Raw genomic sequence first — 15286 nt, forward strand, 5'->3', positions numbered from 1 at the left:
ATCAGAGCACTCATTGCCAGTCAGGCCTTGAAACTGAGCGAAAGAAGTCTCGGTACGGCCATGGAGCGCCTTTCTACTGGCAAGCGCATCAACAGTGCCGCCGACGACGCGGCAGGCTTGGCCATAGGCAACAAAATGGCAACGCAAATTCGCAGCCTGAACCAAGCTGTGCGCAACGCCAACGATGCCATCAGCATGATTCAGACTGCCGACGGTGCCGCCGATGGCATCACGAACTTGCTCATTCGCATGCGTGAGCTTGTTGTTCAAGCCACCAATGGCACCAACTCGACCAGTGACAAAACAGCACTTCAAACTGAGTTTTCCAGCCTTCAAACAGAAATCACCCGAATATCTGACAAAACCACTTGGAACGGTGTGGCCTTGATTGGGGCTGACGCAGGCTCTGTGGCCTACCAGATCGGCATAGACGGGACTACAGACTCTCAGGTCACTGTCACGTTCAAAGATCTCAATTCTGGTACCAGTTTTGCAACGGCTGTTGCCACCACCACGAGTGCCACAGCCACGACCAGCATCACGCACCTTGACGACGCGATATCGGCCCTGGACGCCTTCAGGTCAGACCTGGGCGCCAAGATCAACCGGCTCAACTATGCGGCCGATAACCTGACCAACATTGCGACCAACACGGCGGCATCACGCAGCAGAATTGTGGACACGGACTATGCCCAGACCACCTCAGAGCTGGCCCGAGCGCAGATCATTCGTCAAGCGGGTACGGCCATGCTGGCTCAGGCCAATCAACAACCCGCATTCGTCCTCGCCCTGCTGCGGTAAATTTTGATTCATCTCATCCGCCAAGCCTTTCCAGGGATACGCAACACCGTACTTTGTGTGGCAACTTTTCTCCCCATATCACGATAAAACGGCAAGTTTTGGCCTGAACAACAGTTACTGAGCACGCAAATCCTGATACAAATCTTCGGCACAGTTTTTGCTGCTCTATTGCAACCCATAGGAGCACTCATGAAACTGCAAGTATTTGTTGGTTGGGATCCCCGCGAAGACATCGCATGGGAAGTCTGCCGTCATTCCATTCTGAGCCGCACCAACTCAAGACAGGTTCAGGTCACCCCACTGGTTCAGTCTGACCTGAGGGCGAAAGGCCTCTATACACGACCCGTTGACACACTGGCCGCCACCGAATTCAGTCTGACCCGATTTTTGACACCTCACCTAGCGGGCCATCAAGGTTATGCGGTTTTTGTAGACTGCGACTTTTTGTTTTTGACCGATATTCGGGATGTGCTCAAAGACATTGACCCCAGTCAAGCCATCTCTGTGGTTCAACACGACTATCGCCCACAGCCAGGCATGAAGATGGACGGGGCCATTCAGCATCCCTACCCGCGAAAAAACTGGTCATCCTTCATCGTCTTCAACTGCGCTCACCCTGCAGTGCAAGCCCTGACCCCCGATGTGGTCAATCAAGCCACCCCAGCGTTCTTGCACCGCTTTGAATGGCTGAAAGATCAAGATATTGGCTCACTGGACAAAGGCTGGAATTATCTGGAAGGTTGGTATCAAGCAGAATATGATAATTTAAAAGCTATTCACTTCACATTAGGTGGTCCATGGTTTGAAAACAAGAAAAATTGTGATTTTTCCAAATTATGGATAGAAGAAGAATTTAAATTAAATAATTTTATAAATCTTAAAGCTGCAGCATAATAAATGTCAGCCCTTAAAATCACTGACACAAAAACTATTTATTATTAAAAATATTAAATTCAAATAGATTAACCGAGTAATTTTCTGATAACCAAGTCTTTTTCTAAGGCTGGTTACAATAACTTTTTCCCCGAACCAAATGATCGTATAAATATCAATTAGCCAAGAAATTTAAAGAGTCATCAAATAACTTTGATGACTTCAAGTTCTGGCAACGGAAAAACCAGATTGAAACCAGCAAATTTACTGTTCGAAATAAAAAACTTTCGGAAATGCCATGGAAGTACGATCAAGTAATCCGGTTGCATTGATAAAAGTTTCTGTTCAGCAATGATAGGTATCCAAGTGCCAGGCGTGAAACAGCCGAATTTCTCCTCATTGACCTCACCCATGTATTCGATCTCTTTGGAAGTCAGTCCGCAGTACTGTAAAAGAACATTTCCTTTAGTCGATGCTCCAATTGCTGATATAGTTTTTCCATCTGAATGAGCTTTTTCAATGAATTCTAATAAGTTTTTCCTCGCCTGCAATACACGGCCTGAGAAATCTTTATATGGCTGCAAACTATCCAGACCTTTCGCTCGTTCACCATCCAATATGCTCTGAACCGCAGGAATAGCGCCAATATCACCACGAACTTTTTTGACCATCACTGAAAAACTACCTCCATTGATATCATTGAATTCTACGTCAACGATCTTAAAACCCACACGATCAGTCATCCATTTAATTTGACGAAGTGCGTAAAACTCTATGTGCTCATGGCATACAGTGTCGTAAGAATTCGTATCCAACATGGTTGGCATATAGCTCTGTTCAAAAACCCATATTCCTTCTTCCTCCAGAACATCATATACTTGACGCATAAAATCCATGGGATCTTCTAAATCATAAAACATGGAGAAAGAAGTTACAATTTTCGCCTTCTTCCCTTGAAAGTGCTCGTTCAGGGAAGATGCCGAGAAAAAATCAGGTATCAATTGAATATGTGAAGGGTAGTAACCGTGGAACTTGATCCCAGTCGGATCAAAACCAACCAGCAATGGGCCATTAGATGGAAATGCCTGTAATGTGGTACTGTCGTTACTACCAATATCAACAACCAGATCACCATTTTGCAATTTCACCTTATCCATGATACGGTTTACCTTGGAATTAAGGTGTGTAACCATACTGGCGTTCAGACCAGATCGATAACCATAATTTTCACCGTACATTTCTCTCAAATCGTAGGAGTACTCCATTTGTAATAATCCACAGACATCATCATCGCCAATACACTTTACAAGACGCAAAGGACCCGTTGTAACCTTCGCCCCTTTTTCACTTGGAAATACACCAGTCAGCATCTGCTCTCCCAAATCAAGCACTGGCGCTAAATTTGTATTACCGCAAATCCTGCATTTATTAATAATTTTATTCATTTGACATGCTTTCTAAATTTAATTTCTTCAATTCAAAAAGATCTGAATCTACCATCATTTGCACCAATTGTTGAAAATTTATTTGTGGCTTCCAATTTAACTTAGCATATGCATTTTTAGCAGACCCGATCAAAGTTAATTCATCTCCCGGACGAAATGCCAGAGGATCTTCAAAGACATGGTCGCGATAGTTAAGTCCCAAACGGCTAAAAGCCAACTCACAAACCTCACGAACCGTATGGAGTTCACCCGTTGCCAAAACAAAATCCTCTGCATTTTGTTGCTGCAACATCAACCACATAGCATGCACATAATCACCTGCAAAGCCCCAGTCTCGCCTCGCATCCAAATTACCTAAATGCAGTTTTTTTGATAATCCAAGTTTAATTCGGGCTGCCTCGTGAGTTATCTTTCTTGTAACGAAACCCAAGCCCCGACGAGGACTTTCGTGATTGAAAAGAATGGCTGAACAGGCAAACAACTGATAGTGTTGGCGATAAATCCGCACCATCGAATCAGCATAAGATTTTGCAGCACCGTAGGGACTACGGGGATTAGAAAATGTAGATTCTGTTTGTGGACTTTCAACAGCGGCACCAAAGACCTCGCTACTAGATGCCTGGCAAAATCTAATTTTGCAATCGACTTCCCGAATCGCTTCAAGAATTCGTGTTACAGCTAAACCATTTACTTCAGCCAGACCAACAGGATCAACGAACATGCCCGCACCAGACGAACAAGCTGCTAAGTTGTAGATTTCAGCTGGACGATATTCATCGAGTATTGAAGCGATGTTTCGTTGATCAAACATATCAAAATAAATAAATTCGACTTTGTCTTGCAGCGGATCCATAGAAAGATTTAATGTATGAATCTTCTCTCGAAAGGTGCCAATGACATGATAACCTTTATCAAGAAGTAGTTTGGCAAGATAAAAGCCATCTTGTCCGGTTATACCAGTTACAAGTGCAGTCCTCATTTTTTACTCCCAGGCGATAGATCTATTGGCTGCATGCAAAATGAATAGTTTAAATAGAATAAATATTTGACAAATTCATTCCATGCGAAAAAAATCAAATAAATTGTTTCTTTGAAAATTGCAAATGATTTAAGCATATAAATATTGTATTACAATAAAATATAAAAATTTTATTTAAAATTAAAACAGTCGAATCGTATTTTAAATTTAAAATGCTTTTTTGCGAAATTATATTGACCTATCATGACTCGAATTCATCACTCATGAAAATAGTTCGTTGAATAACCATGACTCTTGACCAGTTCATCTCTTTTGGCAATTTTAAGATCTTCTCTTACCATTTCAATGACCAGTTCAGAAAAGCTGGTTTTCGGCTTCCAACCTAATTTACCCAAGGCCTTTGTAGAATCACCTAACAATGTTTCTACTTCAGTAGGGCGGAAATAACGGGAATCCACTGAAATAATGCAATTGCCATTTTTATCAAAACCCTTTTCATCAATCCCATTACCATCCCAACGAATCTGCATATCCAGCTCAATTGCAGCTGTGTTAACAAAATCACGAACACTATATTGAGTACCAGTTGCAATCACAAAGTCCTCAGGCTTCTGCTGCTGCAACATCAACCACTGTGCTTCGACATAATCGCGCGCATGACCCCAGTCACGTTTTGAATCCAAATTACCAAGATATAAATGCTTTTGAAGGCCAAGCTTAATTCTAGCCAATGCCCGTGTAATTTTTCTTGTGACAAAATTTTCACCACGTATAGGTGACTCATGATTAAACAATATACCATTGCATGCATAGATATCGTAAGCTTCACGATAATTAACAGTGATCCAATATGCATACAACTTCGCAACCGCATAAGGCGAGCGAGGATAAAAGGGTGTGGATTCAGTTTGAGGCATTTCCTGAACTAGCCCATACAACTCTGAAGTTGACGCTTGATAGAAGCGTGTTTTTTTCTGAAGACCAAGAATACGTAATGCTTCCAATATTCTTAGAGTACCCAAAGCATCAGCGTTTGCAGTGTATTCAGGCTGCTCGAACGACACTGCTACGTGACTTTGTGCAGCCAAATTATAAATTTCATCTGGTTGAACTTGCTGAATAATTCTGATCAAATTACTTGAATCAGTGAGATCGCCATGATGCAAAAAGAAACGCACATTATCTTCATGAGGGTCTCGATATAGATGATCTATACGAGCTGTATTGAATGAGGAAGCACGTCGTTTGAGTCCGTGGACTATATAATTTTTGTTAAGAAGGAATTCAGCCAAATATGCACCATCTTGGCCCGTAACACCAGTTATTAAAGCAATTTTTTCCATTTTATTTCCTTTTAAATTGAATATCAACAAACCCTTAAAAGGGAAAATATTGCAAAGCTGAAATTTAATATTACCAAAACTTTAAAAAGTTAATCTGGGCATAATTTTTTGAATTTAAAATAAATTGAATCGTTGAAGAATTTATTTTAATGCCTTATGCAATCCCAATAAGAATCAAAACACACAATACTAACTATCAATCAGTTTATTTTTTCTCTTTCCAATAACTTTCTGTTCTATTCACAACAAAATCAGAAGCATATGATTTACCTGCAGTCTTGCGACCTCCCTTCATATGATCCATATAGCGACCCAAAGGACCATTAATGAATGGATGAGAAGAATTTGGCACATCTTTATTTATATCCCAAAATTTAAGTGCACCATTTTTTGAATATTTTTTCACTAAATAATCAAATACATGGCAATCAGTCCAACCAGGCAATTGATAAATTAAATCTTTACGGTAAATCTCAGCATGTTCAAATATAAAGCTTCGAACAAAGGGGTTTCGCTGTCTATACAATACAAAACTGCATTCAGAATACATGTTTGTCCTAGGCATAAATGCGATATCAAATTCTTTTGGAAAAATTTGATTTAGAAAATCATTCGGAACATCGTCAAATGTAACAATATCAGAATCTATATAAATAAGGATTTCTGAATCACAAATATTTGCAGCAGACTCAACTGCAAACACTTTATGAGACCATTTAACGCTATCGAAAATATAATTGTACTTATCAGCAAAACGACCGTTAGCTCCAGGATTAAATCTATGCCTAGCCTTAAATTCTTTGAGTCCATTTGCAGAATTTTCCAAATCAGTCGTAAAAATTCTTTTAGATATTTTTTCGACTTCGCAATTTTCTGAAAGTGCTAGAAAATCATAATTTTTCGGCCAATGGCGATCAAAACTTTCAATCAATTTGTGCGCGACTTCATCATAAGCTGGTTTTATAAAAGTCGTTACAAAGGCTGCACTTTCATTATTATAAAAATCATTTCCTTTAAATATTTCCATAAAATAATTTTCGTAAGTATTAGTTGTAACATCTAGAAACTCCAATCCTTCAGTATTAAGAAGAATATCACTCAGCTCATCTCCTGTTTTTTTATATTTAGCAACAAAAAGTTTTTGATGTACATCTGGAGATTCTTCTATTAATTTAATATCATCAATAAAACGATCTGGCAAAACAAAGAATATATTTGTACCTGAACTATCGAGTCCCAATGCCTGATAACCATAGCGAATCCATAGTTCCCTCCATGCTGAAGGCGATGCTCCAAAATACAAGCCATAATTAGGTTGCAATTGATATCTCGAGAAATTCTCTTGATACTTTACGATGATTGGATTTTTCCCAAGAAATGAATTTACTTCCAAACAAGCAATTGAAGGACGAAAACCAGCGCGCAACAATGCATCTGCAATATAATAATCATTACCATCTATATCAAGAGAAAATATATCTGGATTACTCCCTTCCATTGATAATATTTCATAAAAATTATCTATGGTCACCTTCATACTTTTTAATTTAATTCTTCCCTCCAGAGCTTTCTCTAAAATGATTTTATCATATCCAATCAATTTACTCCATTCAATATCTATTCCTGTTCCACTCATCCCGATGTTAATTAGATTTCTTGAATTATTTTCCAACCCATCGGAACATCCAATTTCTATGAAATTATTATTATTATTCTTAAGCATTTTAAATAAGTACATAAAAATGCCATCCTCTCCATTTTGAGAGTGAATTTTTTTCTCTTGAGACACAATACTTAACGCCATGGTAATTATCCTTGAATTTATTTTTTGATTGTTTATTGTATTTTTTTATACATTTGCTACCAATTTATTAGATAGATTTTTTGCCTCATCTTTCTTCCATCTGTTAAATCCATAATCATGTAATAACTGAAGATCTAATTTCTCACTTGCAAGGACTTCATCAAGCAAGCGAACCAAATTTCCCAATAAATCTTTACCACCACCGACGCCCTGCAAAGCCGATTTGTAGACTGATTTGTATCCACCATAGACGCCCTTGATGTTGGCACTGACCTCATCATCCAGCAAGACCTTTTGTTCAGTGGCAACAACCGCCGACTGGGCCATCATTTCGACAACGGTCTTGACTTGCCAGCTGCCATCAACCAACAAACGATTGATCTGTTCGATCTGACGAATCACTGTTTTCTTGGGTTTTTTCTTGATGCCGTCGATCAACTTGACACCCTTGTTCAGTTCACTTTCCAGTTGTTCTATCTCGCTGTTCAATCCACGCAAGCGGTCTGCCAGTTGAGCCAAGTAAATAAAATCAGGCGTCCATGGACGTGCGGGGTCTGGTTGCGTCTCACCCAGGTGGCTGGCCTGGATTTCTTGGCAAACGCTTTCGAAGGGCACATGTGCAGCGCCCTCGATGCGCGCACCGCCCTCGGTGGCGTTGACGATCAATCGATCTGGCATCAGGGCAATGCGCTGTTCAAACCAGGTTTTGTAATACAACAACTGCCGCTCCGTGCGCACGGGTTTGCCGTCGTAACCTTCAATTTCAAACCCTTTGGCGTGCCGAGCTTGAAGTTGCTCGCGGCTGTACTGGCTGACATAGCCGTCCGCGTGGTCCTTGCCGTCGGTCCAAGCCAAATCTTGGCCAATCAATATGATCGGATTTGCGCCCATGTGTTGAGCCAGACTAAAGGCGGTAGTCGTCACAGAACCCCCTGTCAACAAATATGAAGGTGCCGCGCCCAGGTCAGTCAGAAGCCTAAAAACGTCTTTGTGGCAGCTTGTCACCAGGTATTTATGGTTGCTGGACCAAGCCACATCGGGGCAACAGCCGACCTCGATGACAAAAGTTGTCGCAGGATCGAGTTCGTTGTGCTTCCAATAAGGGCGCTTTTTGGGGTCAATGGACACCACAAACTGTGGCACCACGCCGTGCTTTTTGAGGATCGGTACGGCAGGATCGGCTGCAATGATGACAAAAAGGTCTTTGTATTTTTCAAGCAACGGCAACTGCTTGTTCAGTGAAGGGCCAGTGGCCACGATCAAGACAGGTTTGTTTTTGTACAGGTCCTTGTATTCCGTCAGCGAATTCAAAGGATTGGCAAATACGGAGTTCACAAGCGCATTGGCCAGGAACAGATGAGAGGAACTGACACGGGTCATGCGGCCGACCGCTTTTTGATTCAGAAAGGTGGTTAACTCGCGGTACACGTGTCTTAAATGATCTACCGCTTGCGGCTCCAGGCTGGGGCCCAGCACCGGCTTCCAGCTGACAAAATTTTCAGTGTCAATCAATTGACTGACCAATTGAGCCTGGACCTTGGGTGTATCCATGGTCACGGTATAGAGCCGCTCATCTGCAATGACTGCTTCTACTGCTCGGGTGTTGTGCAATGCCTGAAAGTCTGGTTGATCATGGCAAAGCAGATTGATGACCCTTGAGCAAGAACTTGCCGCGTGCAGAATTTTTTGCAAATGGTCCATGCGCAAACAGTTGTTCACGAGCCAAATGGTGCGTTTTTTGGTTTTGTCGACCTGCTTCAACAAATGTGTCAACGCCATGTCTTCTTCGATCCCGGGCCCAAGGTCGGGTGGGGCGTGAAATGCCGCAGATCCCATCAACAAAGGTCGGAGTGACTCACCTTCCAGAATATGACCCCCGCAAGGCTCCTGAAAGCCGTTGGGCAGGAAAGCTGCCTCAACCGCCGGTGATTGCGCCTGATGGGTATACATGTAAAGACTCCTGTGGTGTGTCGGTGCAAAGGCAAAGCTTCGCCGTTTGCGTGTCAGTAAGCAAGAGCTATACCAGGATTGAAGCTTTGTTCTGATGTGAAAACTGTCAATACATTGCCACCAGACTGCACAAAAACACAAGCACACCTGGCACGCACTTTGCTTGATGACCTCACCCACCGTCATGCGGCAAATTTCAGCCGGTCGGCCAAGGGCCCGAGTGAATCGGGCGTTTCAAGAAATCTTTCCATAAAGGAATCCGAATGGCAAATACGGCTCAACACCTTGATGCGCAACAGCGCCAGCCCGATCTGGCAATGCTTCCCACCGAGCGCACCTTGGACCCGGAAACCATCTTGGACATGGTTTCCGCTTTGGTTGCTCAAGGACAACTTGCGTTGGCAACCGAGATGACCGACCTGGCCAGAATCATCCACCCAAACAATGAGCCCGTTTTAGCAACAAGTGCTCTGGTCGCAGAGGTTTCGCAAGACTGGTTCAAAGCCCGTGCGTTGCTCACGCGTCTGCGTCATTTGCAAGGTACGTCCATCACGGCGGAAACATACCGGCACGAAATACGGGTTTTACGGTGCTTGGGATCGGTCATTCCAGCAATGAATCTGGCCCAGGTTGCCTTGGAAAAATTTCCATCCGACACCATCTTGCTGCAAGAGTACGAAGAATTGCTGTCCCTATTCAACACCGAGCTCGGCGCTCTTGGTTGAATCCTCACAACCCCGCATTTCCAAACTTTCCGGAGAAAATATGTCACTCGCTCTGAAACAACAAGCACCTGAATTGATGACCCCTTTGTCGGCCCCCCCAGAGTTGACCGTTGGTGAAATTCATCGTCTGTCACCCGCGCAAATTCGTGAAACCGTATCGAGCATGGTCGCGCAAGGAAAGATGCCTTTGGCCATCGCCATTTGTGAAGCGGCTTTGGCTTTGAACCCAACCAGCGAGGATTTGCTCGTCATCAGCTGCCTGCTGGCAGAAGTTTTGCAAGACTGGACACGTGCCGAAGAATTGCTGATTCAACTGGTCGAAGCACAAAGCCCGAACACCACAGCGCAAACTTGGTTGCACTTGGCCCGCGTTGCACGTTGCCAGAACAAGCTGGACGATGCTTGGGTCGTTCTGGATTTTGCGGCCTCCAGGTTTCCTGAAGATCAGATGATTCGGGAAGAGCTGGACTCGGTCAATGCGCTCATTCAGCCTGCAGTTCAAACGCATATGCATTGAGCAGGGGATCAGGCACAGGCCAGCTGTAAATGCATCTGAAAAGCAAAACCTGTGACCATACTCAACACGAATATGTCCTCGCTGGTTGCGCATACCGCCCAGCGTAGCGCGAGCCGATTGCACGCCCAATCAATGATCCGTCTGTCAACAGGCATAAGGATCAATTCAGCCCAAGACGATGCGGCGGGTTTGGCCATCGGTGCTCGTATGACGACGACCATTAATGCTTGTGGTCGATTGATCCAGGACATTTCCAACGGCGTCAGTTTGGCACAGGTGGCCGCTGGCGGATTACAAAGTATTTCAGGCCTTTTGCAGCGCATGCGGGAACTGGCAGTTCAAGCTGCTTCAGGCACATTGGCTGGATCGGATCGCGTAGCGCTAGACCAAGAGTTCCAGGCACTGAATGGCGAGATTGATCGCATCAGCAAACACACTCAGATTTTTGAGCGTACGCCATTGGCGCCACTCAAACCAACGCCGAAGTCGCCCCAGTGCCCATCGGCAACACCTCCCCCATCAACTCGGTCTTGACATCATCCAACCGGAACTTCAGTTCGGGATTGGCATCACTCGGCTATATCCCGAAGGGATTCAGCCATGTCACCATTAACCTGGATTCATTTGGTGCAGACGATGACCTCCAGATTTTCACAAGCGATGGCAAGCATTTGCTCGGAACCCCCATTCTCACGAATACAGACCCGGTTTGGTCGGCCAAGGGCATCACATCAGCTTCAGCAGCCAATAGCCAAATCATGAATGCAGGCAATGCTTTTGCCGCCGGAGCCAGCTACGACGGCAGTTTCTTGCCACCTGCCAATGGTTACGACACCAACGCGCTGCCCATCGTCAACCAGTACAACGGGATGGCGCTCGCTTACAGCGGAGATGGCCATTCGAGCAGCCGATATCTTGAAAAAATCACAATCGACACAGTCACCGAAAATTTGGTCGTCATGGTCATTGGCAATGGCTCTTTCAGCGCCAATGGAACTTGGACAGAGCCTCCCGTGGTGGTCCCGTCAAACGACCCGTTCAGTGAAGACACAGCGATTGTTCTGTCCTCGCCAATTGGGCAGGCGTCTCAAATCTTAACGATGACCGCTACCCCCTCAGACACGGTCACTTTAGGCACGGCAAACAGCCATATCCAAACGACCATCGCAGCCAACACAGCACTGAACGAACTCGATAGCGCGATCAACCTCGTCAATGAATATGCCGTGAAGTACGGCGCTTGGACATCACGTTTTTCCAGCGCAGGAGACAATTTACAAGAGATGGTGACCCAATCGTCTGCATCACGTTCACGCATCATGGATGCAGATTACGCGGTCGAGTCCGCACGCCTTGCGGCTCAAAAAATATTGCAAAAAGCCAGTCATGCCGTGATTGCACAAGCCAATGAATTGCCAAGGTCTGTGCTGAGCTTGCTTGAACAGAAATAAAAAAGAAAAAGCTGGCACAAGGTTTGCTGTGCTCATTGGAATCAATCTGAGACCCAAAAAGGTCGACGGTTTTTCGACAGCGACAACTTCCACCAGGAGCTTTACTCATGACCGTCATCAACACCAACATCAAATCTTTGGTATCGCAAACAGCTCTAAATGCCAACAGCAAATCTGTAGCCGCCGCCATGGAGCAGTTGTCCACAGGCAAAAGAATCAACAGTGCTGCTGACGATGCAGCCGGTTTGGCAATTTCTTCTCGCATGACTGCTCAAGTCCAAGGACTTGACCAAGCAGTGAGAAACGCCAATGATGGTATTTCTCTGCTCCAAACTGCTGAAGGTGCTCTGATTGAAGTCACAAACATGCTTCAACGGATGCGCGAGCTGGCTGTGCAAGCTGCCAACGACACTTACACAAACTCGGACCGTACCTCGCTCAACCTGGAGTACAGCCAGTTGATACAAGAGATCAATCGAGTCTCGCAAAATGCTCAGTGGAACGGAATGACCATTCTGAACAATACAACCGCTGGAGCAGGCGCCATCGGCACAGGTGGCACGGTGGCAGCTCCCGCTACCGCAGGCACGGAGCTGAGAAACGTCAAATTTCAAGTCGGTGCCAACTCAAATCAGACCATCAGTGCTCAATTCAAGGATTTTTCCATTCCCATGACGGCAGATGGAGTCGCTGACACAGCGGCCGCAGATGTGGCCACCAAAGTCTTCAGCGGAGACGCAAAACTTCATGACACCAGCATAACTTCAGCTGCCAATTCAAGCACCGCAATTGCCCGTATCGACGCGGCGATGAACCGCATCAACGATGAACGCGCGACATTTGGTGCTGTGATCAATCGGTTGAACTACGCTGGCGACAACTTGACAAATGTCTCACTCAACACAAGCGAATCTCGCAGCCGAATACTGGATGCCGATTACGCCAAAGCAAGCAGCGAATTGGCCAGAACGCAGATCATTCAACAAGCCGCCACGGCAGTATTGGCCCAAGCCAATATGGATCAACAGTCGGTATTGAAGCTGCTGCAAGCTTGACAGCAAAACCGACGTTGATTGTCCGTTACTTGGCAGATGCTGGCATTCTTCTGAGGCAGTTTGCTGGGACAAAAGACTCTTGATTACTTCACAAAACAACCCCTCTCAGCGCGGCCCCAATTGCTGGCAGTGCAGGCATTTCGCGGTCAGCCACGTCCCTGCTGCGCCTTATGCCTGCCGGTCCATGGGGTTTCAGTCGCGACTGCTGCCTGCGCTGGAGGTCTTGCGTGCGGATGGCCAGTTTTGCAAGCTTTTTCACGCCAAAGAAAAACCTCTCACCCTTTGAATTTTGGCCTGTGCGGGCCATACCCCTTCGACCTTGGTGCTGTCAATCTTCCGTCAAGCACAGTGTCAAATTTCAAAAAAGACAATTTGTCATATTGAACGTAATTTTTTATTTAAATTTATAACTTAAGTAATAATTTACAAACTGGCACAAGGTTTGCTTCATGAGTCTCATCTAAACATGAGACCAACACCGTGAAGTCACAAGCCCATTCCACCCCTTTGGCCCTTTGGCTGGACCCCGAAGCAGCCCTGAGCCCCGAGCACAGCCATGCATTGCAGGTCAGCGGCTGGGCTGTGATGCCCGTGAACACCCTGGACCACTTGCTGGCCCATGCGGCCGATGCGGCCATGGTGGTGTTGCACCTGACTTTGGACGTGACGCGGCTCAAAGCCGTGCAGCAACTCTTGCAAGACGCCAGCCTCAACCTGCCCATGGTCTGCCGCGTCGACCGCCACGAATTGGACCTGGCCGTTGAAGCCACCCAAGCAGGCGCTTTGACCGTACTGGCCGCACAAGATGTTCGCACCGCCTCTTGGCAGCGACTGCAAAACCAGCTCAACCCGACAGCCGCCCGCCAATCGCCACAACCCGTGCGCAATGTGGTGTTTGTCGACCCCGCCAGCCAGCACCTGCTGGCCTTGGCCAAAAAAGTCGCCCACGCCGATGTGACCGCTTTGCTGGTGGGCCCGACAGGCTCGGGCAAAGAGGTTTTGGCCCGGGTGCTGCACGAAGCTTCCGGCCGCGCACAAGGCCCGTTTGTGGCGCTCAATTGCGCAGCCATGCCGGAAAACCTGATCGAAGACATGCTGTTTGGTCACGAAAAAGGGGCTTTCACGGGGGCGCACCGCGAACAAAAAGGTTTGTTCGAGCAAGCCCAAGGCGGCACCTTGTTTCTGGACGAGATTGGCGAAATGCCCATGCACCTGCAAAGCAAGCTGCTGCGCGTGCTGCAAGAGCGCCAACTGACCCGTTTGGGTGGCCAAAGTGTGATCCAGCTGAATGTGCGCATCGTGGCGGCCACCAACAAGGATCTGAAAAAAGCCATCACCGATCGCGAGTTTCGCGAAGACCTGTACTACCGCATCGCCACGTTCCGCATGCGCTTGCTGCCCTTGGCCGAGCGTCCAGGCGACATCATTCCGCTGGCCATGCAGTGCCTGTTGCAACACGAGAAGAAACCTTGGCAACTGCACCCGCAAACCCAAATGCAGCTGCTGCAATACCCCTGGCCCGGCAATGTGCGCGAGCTGGAAAATGTGATGCGCCGCGCCATGGTGCTGTGCTCGGACCATGTGGTCACGCCAGCACACCTCATGTTTGACGACTGGTTAACCGCCAGCGCTGCGGCCTTGGAACCTGTGACTTTGCCTTCAGCACCTGATGGGGGGCTGCCAGAGTCAAATACGGCCTCGCACATGGAACAGTTCATGGCAGCAGCCAAGGACAACCTGGGCTTGGGCTTGCAAGAACAAGACACAGTTGAAAAACCCGAGAGCTTGCCCACCGATCTGCACAGTGCTGCGCGCATGAACGAGCATCAGGTGATCATGGCCACATTGGCCAGCACCCCCAGCAAATCCGAAGCGGCCAAGCGCCTGGGCATCAGCCCACGAACCTTGCGCTACAAGATGGCACAGCTGCGTGAGCATGGCTTGGCCATGGCCGCGGCCTGCTGAAGGAGTTATTCATGATTGACAAAGCGATTTCGCCCGCCAACATCCAGTCGATGCTGCAAACCTTGCGCAGCCACCAGTCGCAGGCAGCCGGTCTGCCGGGCACAGACCCACTCAAGGGGCTGACGCCCGATGTTGGCAAGACCAGCTTTGGTGACTTTGTCTCGGGTGCGCTCAGCCAGGTCAACCAAGTGCAGGTGCAGTCTACTGAAATGCGTGCCGCTTTTGACCGGGGAGAAAACGTGGCCCTGACCGATGTGGTGCTGGGCATGCAGAAATCCTCTTTGGCCTTCGAGGCGACTTTGCAGGTGCGCAACAAGGTGCTCAAAGCCTACGAAGACATTTTGAACATGCCGGTCTGAACGATTTAAAGAGAACACA

At 46.6% G+C, this 15286-nt stretch carries 14 protein-coding genes; 9 read left to right on the top strand and 5 right to left on the bottom strand.

What is annotated here, in order from left to right; translation table 11 throughout:
• Both ACIQ47_RS03720 and ACIQ47_RS03725 read left to right on the top strand, forming a co-directional pair.
• The coding region (locus ACIQ47_RS03720) for a flagellin (protein WP_396436904.1) at nt 1–801 on the top strand (801 nt) is incomplete at its 5' end.
• Between the two features lie 189 nt (nt 802–990).
• Nucleotides 991–1695: a glycosyltransferase gene (locus tag ACIQ47_RS03725; RefSeq protein WP_396436905.1), complete on the top strand. Its 705-nt coding sequence runs from the start codon at nt 991–993 to the stop codon at nt 1693–1695.
• Nucleotides 1696–1877: 182 nt separating this feature from the next.
• Here ACIQ47_RS03725 and ACIQ47_RS03730 read toward each other — a convergent pair whose 3' ends face one another.
• From ACIQ47_RS03730 to ACIQ47_RS03750, 5 genes are all read right to left on the bottom strand, one after another.
• The gene (locus tag ACIQ47_RS03730) at nt 1878–3119 is read right to left on the bottom strand and encodes a class I SAM-dependent methyltransferase (RefSeq protein WP_396436906.1); all 1242 of its coding nucleotides are present in this window, start codon (nt 3117–3119) and stop codon (nt 1878–1880) included.
• Nucleotides 3112–4098 carry a GDP-mannose 4,6-dehydratase gene (locus ACIQ47_RS03735; RefSeq protein ID WP_396436907.1) on the bottom strand — a complete coding sequence of 329 codons (987 nt, stop codon included), beginning with the start codon at nt 4096–4098 and terminating at the stop codon, nt 3112–3114. The genes ACIQ47_RS03730 and ACIQ47_RS03735 overlap by 8 nt, the downstream gene beginning before the upstream one ends.
• A gap of 257 nt (nt 4099–4355) precedes the next feature.
• Nucleotides 4356–5441 (bottom strand): GDP-mannose 4,6-dehydratase, encoded by a 1086-nt coding sequence (gmd, locus tag ACIQ47_RS03740; RefSeq protein WP_396436908.1) that lies wholly within the window; start codon nt 5439–5441, stop codon nt 4356–4358.
• Nucleotides 5442–5646: 205 nt separating this feature from the next.
• Entirely contained in the window at nt 5647–7245 is a 1599-nt protein-coding gene (locus tag ACIQ47_RS03745; protein ID WP_396436909.1) for a hypothetical protein, read from the bottom strand.
• A 45-nt stretch (nt 7246–7290) separates the two neighbouring features.
• Nucleotides 7291–9195 carry a motility associated factor glycosyltransferase family protein gene (locus ACIQ47_RS03750; protein WP_396436910.1) on the bottom strand — a complete coding sequence of 635 codons (1905 nt, stop codon included), beginning with the start codon at nt 9193–9195 and terminating at the stop codon, nt 7291–7293.
• 263 nt (nt 9196–9458) lie between these two features.
• Here ACIQ47_RS03750 and ACIQ47_RS03755 point away from each other — a divergent pair, with 263 nt between their 5' ends.
• From ACIQ47_RS03755 to fliE, 7 genes are all read left to right on the top strand, one after another.
• Nucleotides 9459–9920 carry a hypothetical protein gene (locus tag ACIQ47_RS03755; protein WP_396436911.1) on the top strand — a complete coding sequence of 154 codons (462 nt, stop codon included), beginning with the start codon at nt 9459–9461 and terminating at the stop codon, nt 9918–9920.
• A 40-nt stretch (nt 9921–9960) separates the two neighbouring features.
• Nucleotides 9961–10437: a hypothetical protein gene (locus ACIQ47_RS03760; RefSeq protein ID WP_396436912.1), complete on the top strand. Its 477-nt coding sequence runs from the start codon at nt 9961–9963 to the stop codon at nt 10435–10437.
• Between the two features lie 72 nt (nt 10438–10509).
• The gene (locus ACIQ47_RS03765; protein ID WP_396436913.1) at nt 10510–10971 is read left to right on the top strand and encodes a hypothetical protein; all 462 of its coding nucleotides are present in this window, start codon (nt 10510–10512) and stop codon (nt 10969–10971) included.
• Nucleotides 10968–11888 (top strand): flagellin, encoded by a 921-nt coding sequence (locus ACIQ47_RS03770; RefSeq protein WP_396436914.1) that lies wholly within the window; start codon nt 10968–10970, stop codon nt 11886–11888. The genes ACIQ47_RS03765 and ACIQ47_RS03770 overlap by 4 nt, the downstream gene beginning before the upstream one ends.
• A gap of 107 nt (nt 11889–11995) precedes the next feature.
• Nucleotides 11996–12943, top strand: coding sequence for a flagellin (locus ACIQ47_RS03775; RefSeq protein WP_396436915.1), 948 nt, complete (start codon nt 11996–11998; stop codon nt 12941–12943).
• Between the two features lie 480 nt (nt 12944–13423).
• Nucleotides 13424–14908: a sigma-54 interaction domain-containing protein gene (locus ACIQ47_RS03780; RefSeq protein ID WP_396436916.1), complete on the top strand. Its 1485-nt coding sequence runs from the start codon at nt 13424–13426 to the stop codon at nt 14906–14908.
• 11 nt (nt 14909–14919) lie between these two features.
• Nucleotides 14920–15267, top strand: a complete 348-nt coding sequence (gene fliE / locus ACIQ47_RS03785) for a flagellar hook-basal body complex protein FliE (protein ID WP_396436917.1) — start codon at nt 14920–14922, stop codon at nt 15265–15267.
• Nucleotides 15268–15286 lie beyond the last annotated feature (19 nt).

This window comes from Limnohabitans sp. (assembly GCF_044373035.1).
GTDB lineage: Bacteria > Pseudomonadota > Gammaproteobacteria > Burkholderiales > Burkholderiaceae_C > Limnohabitans_A.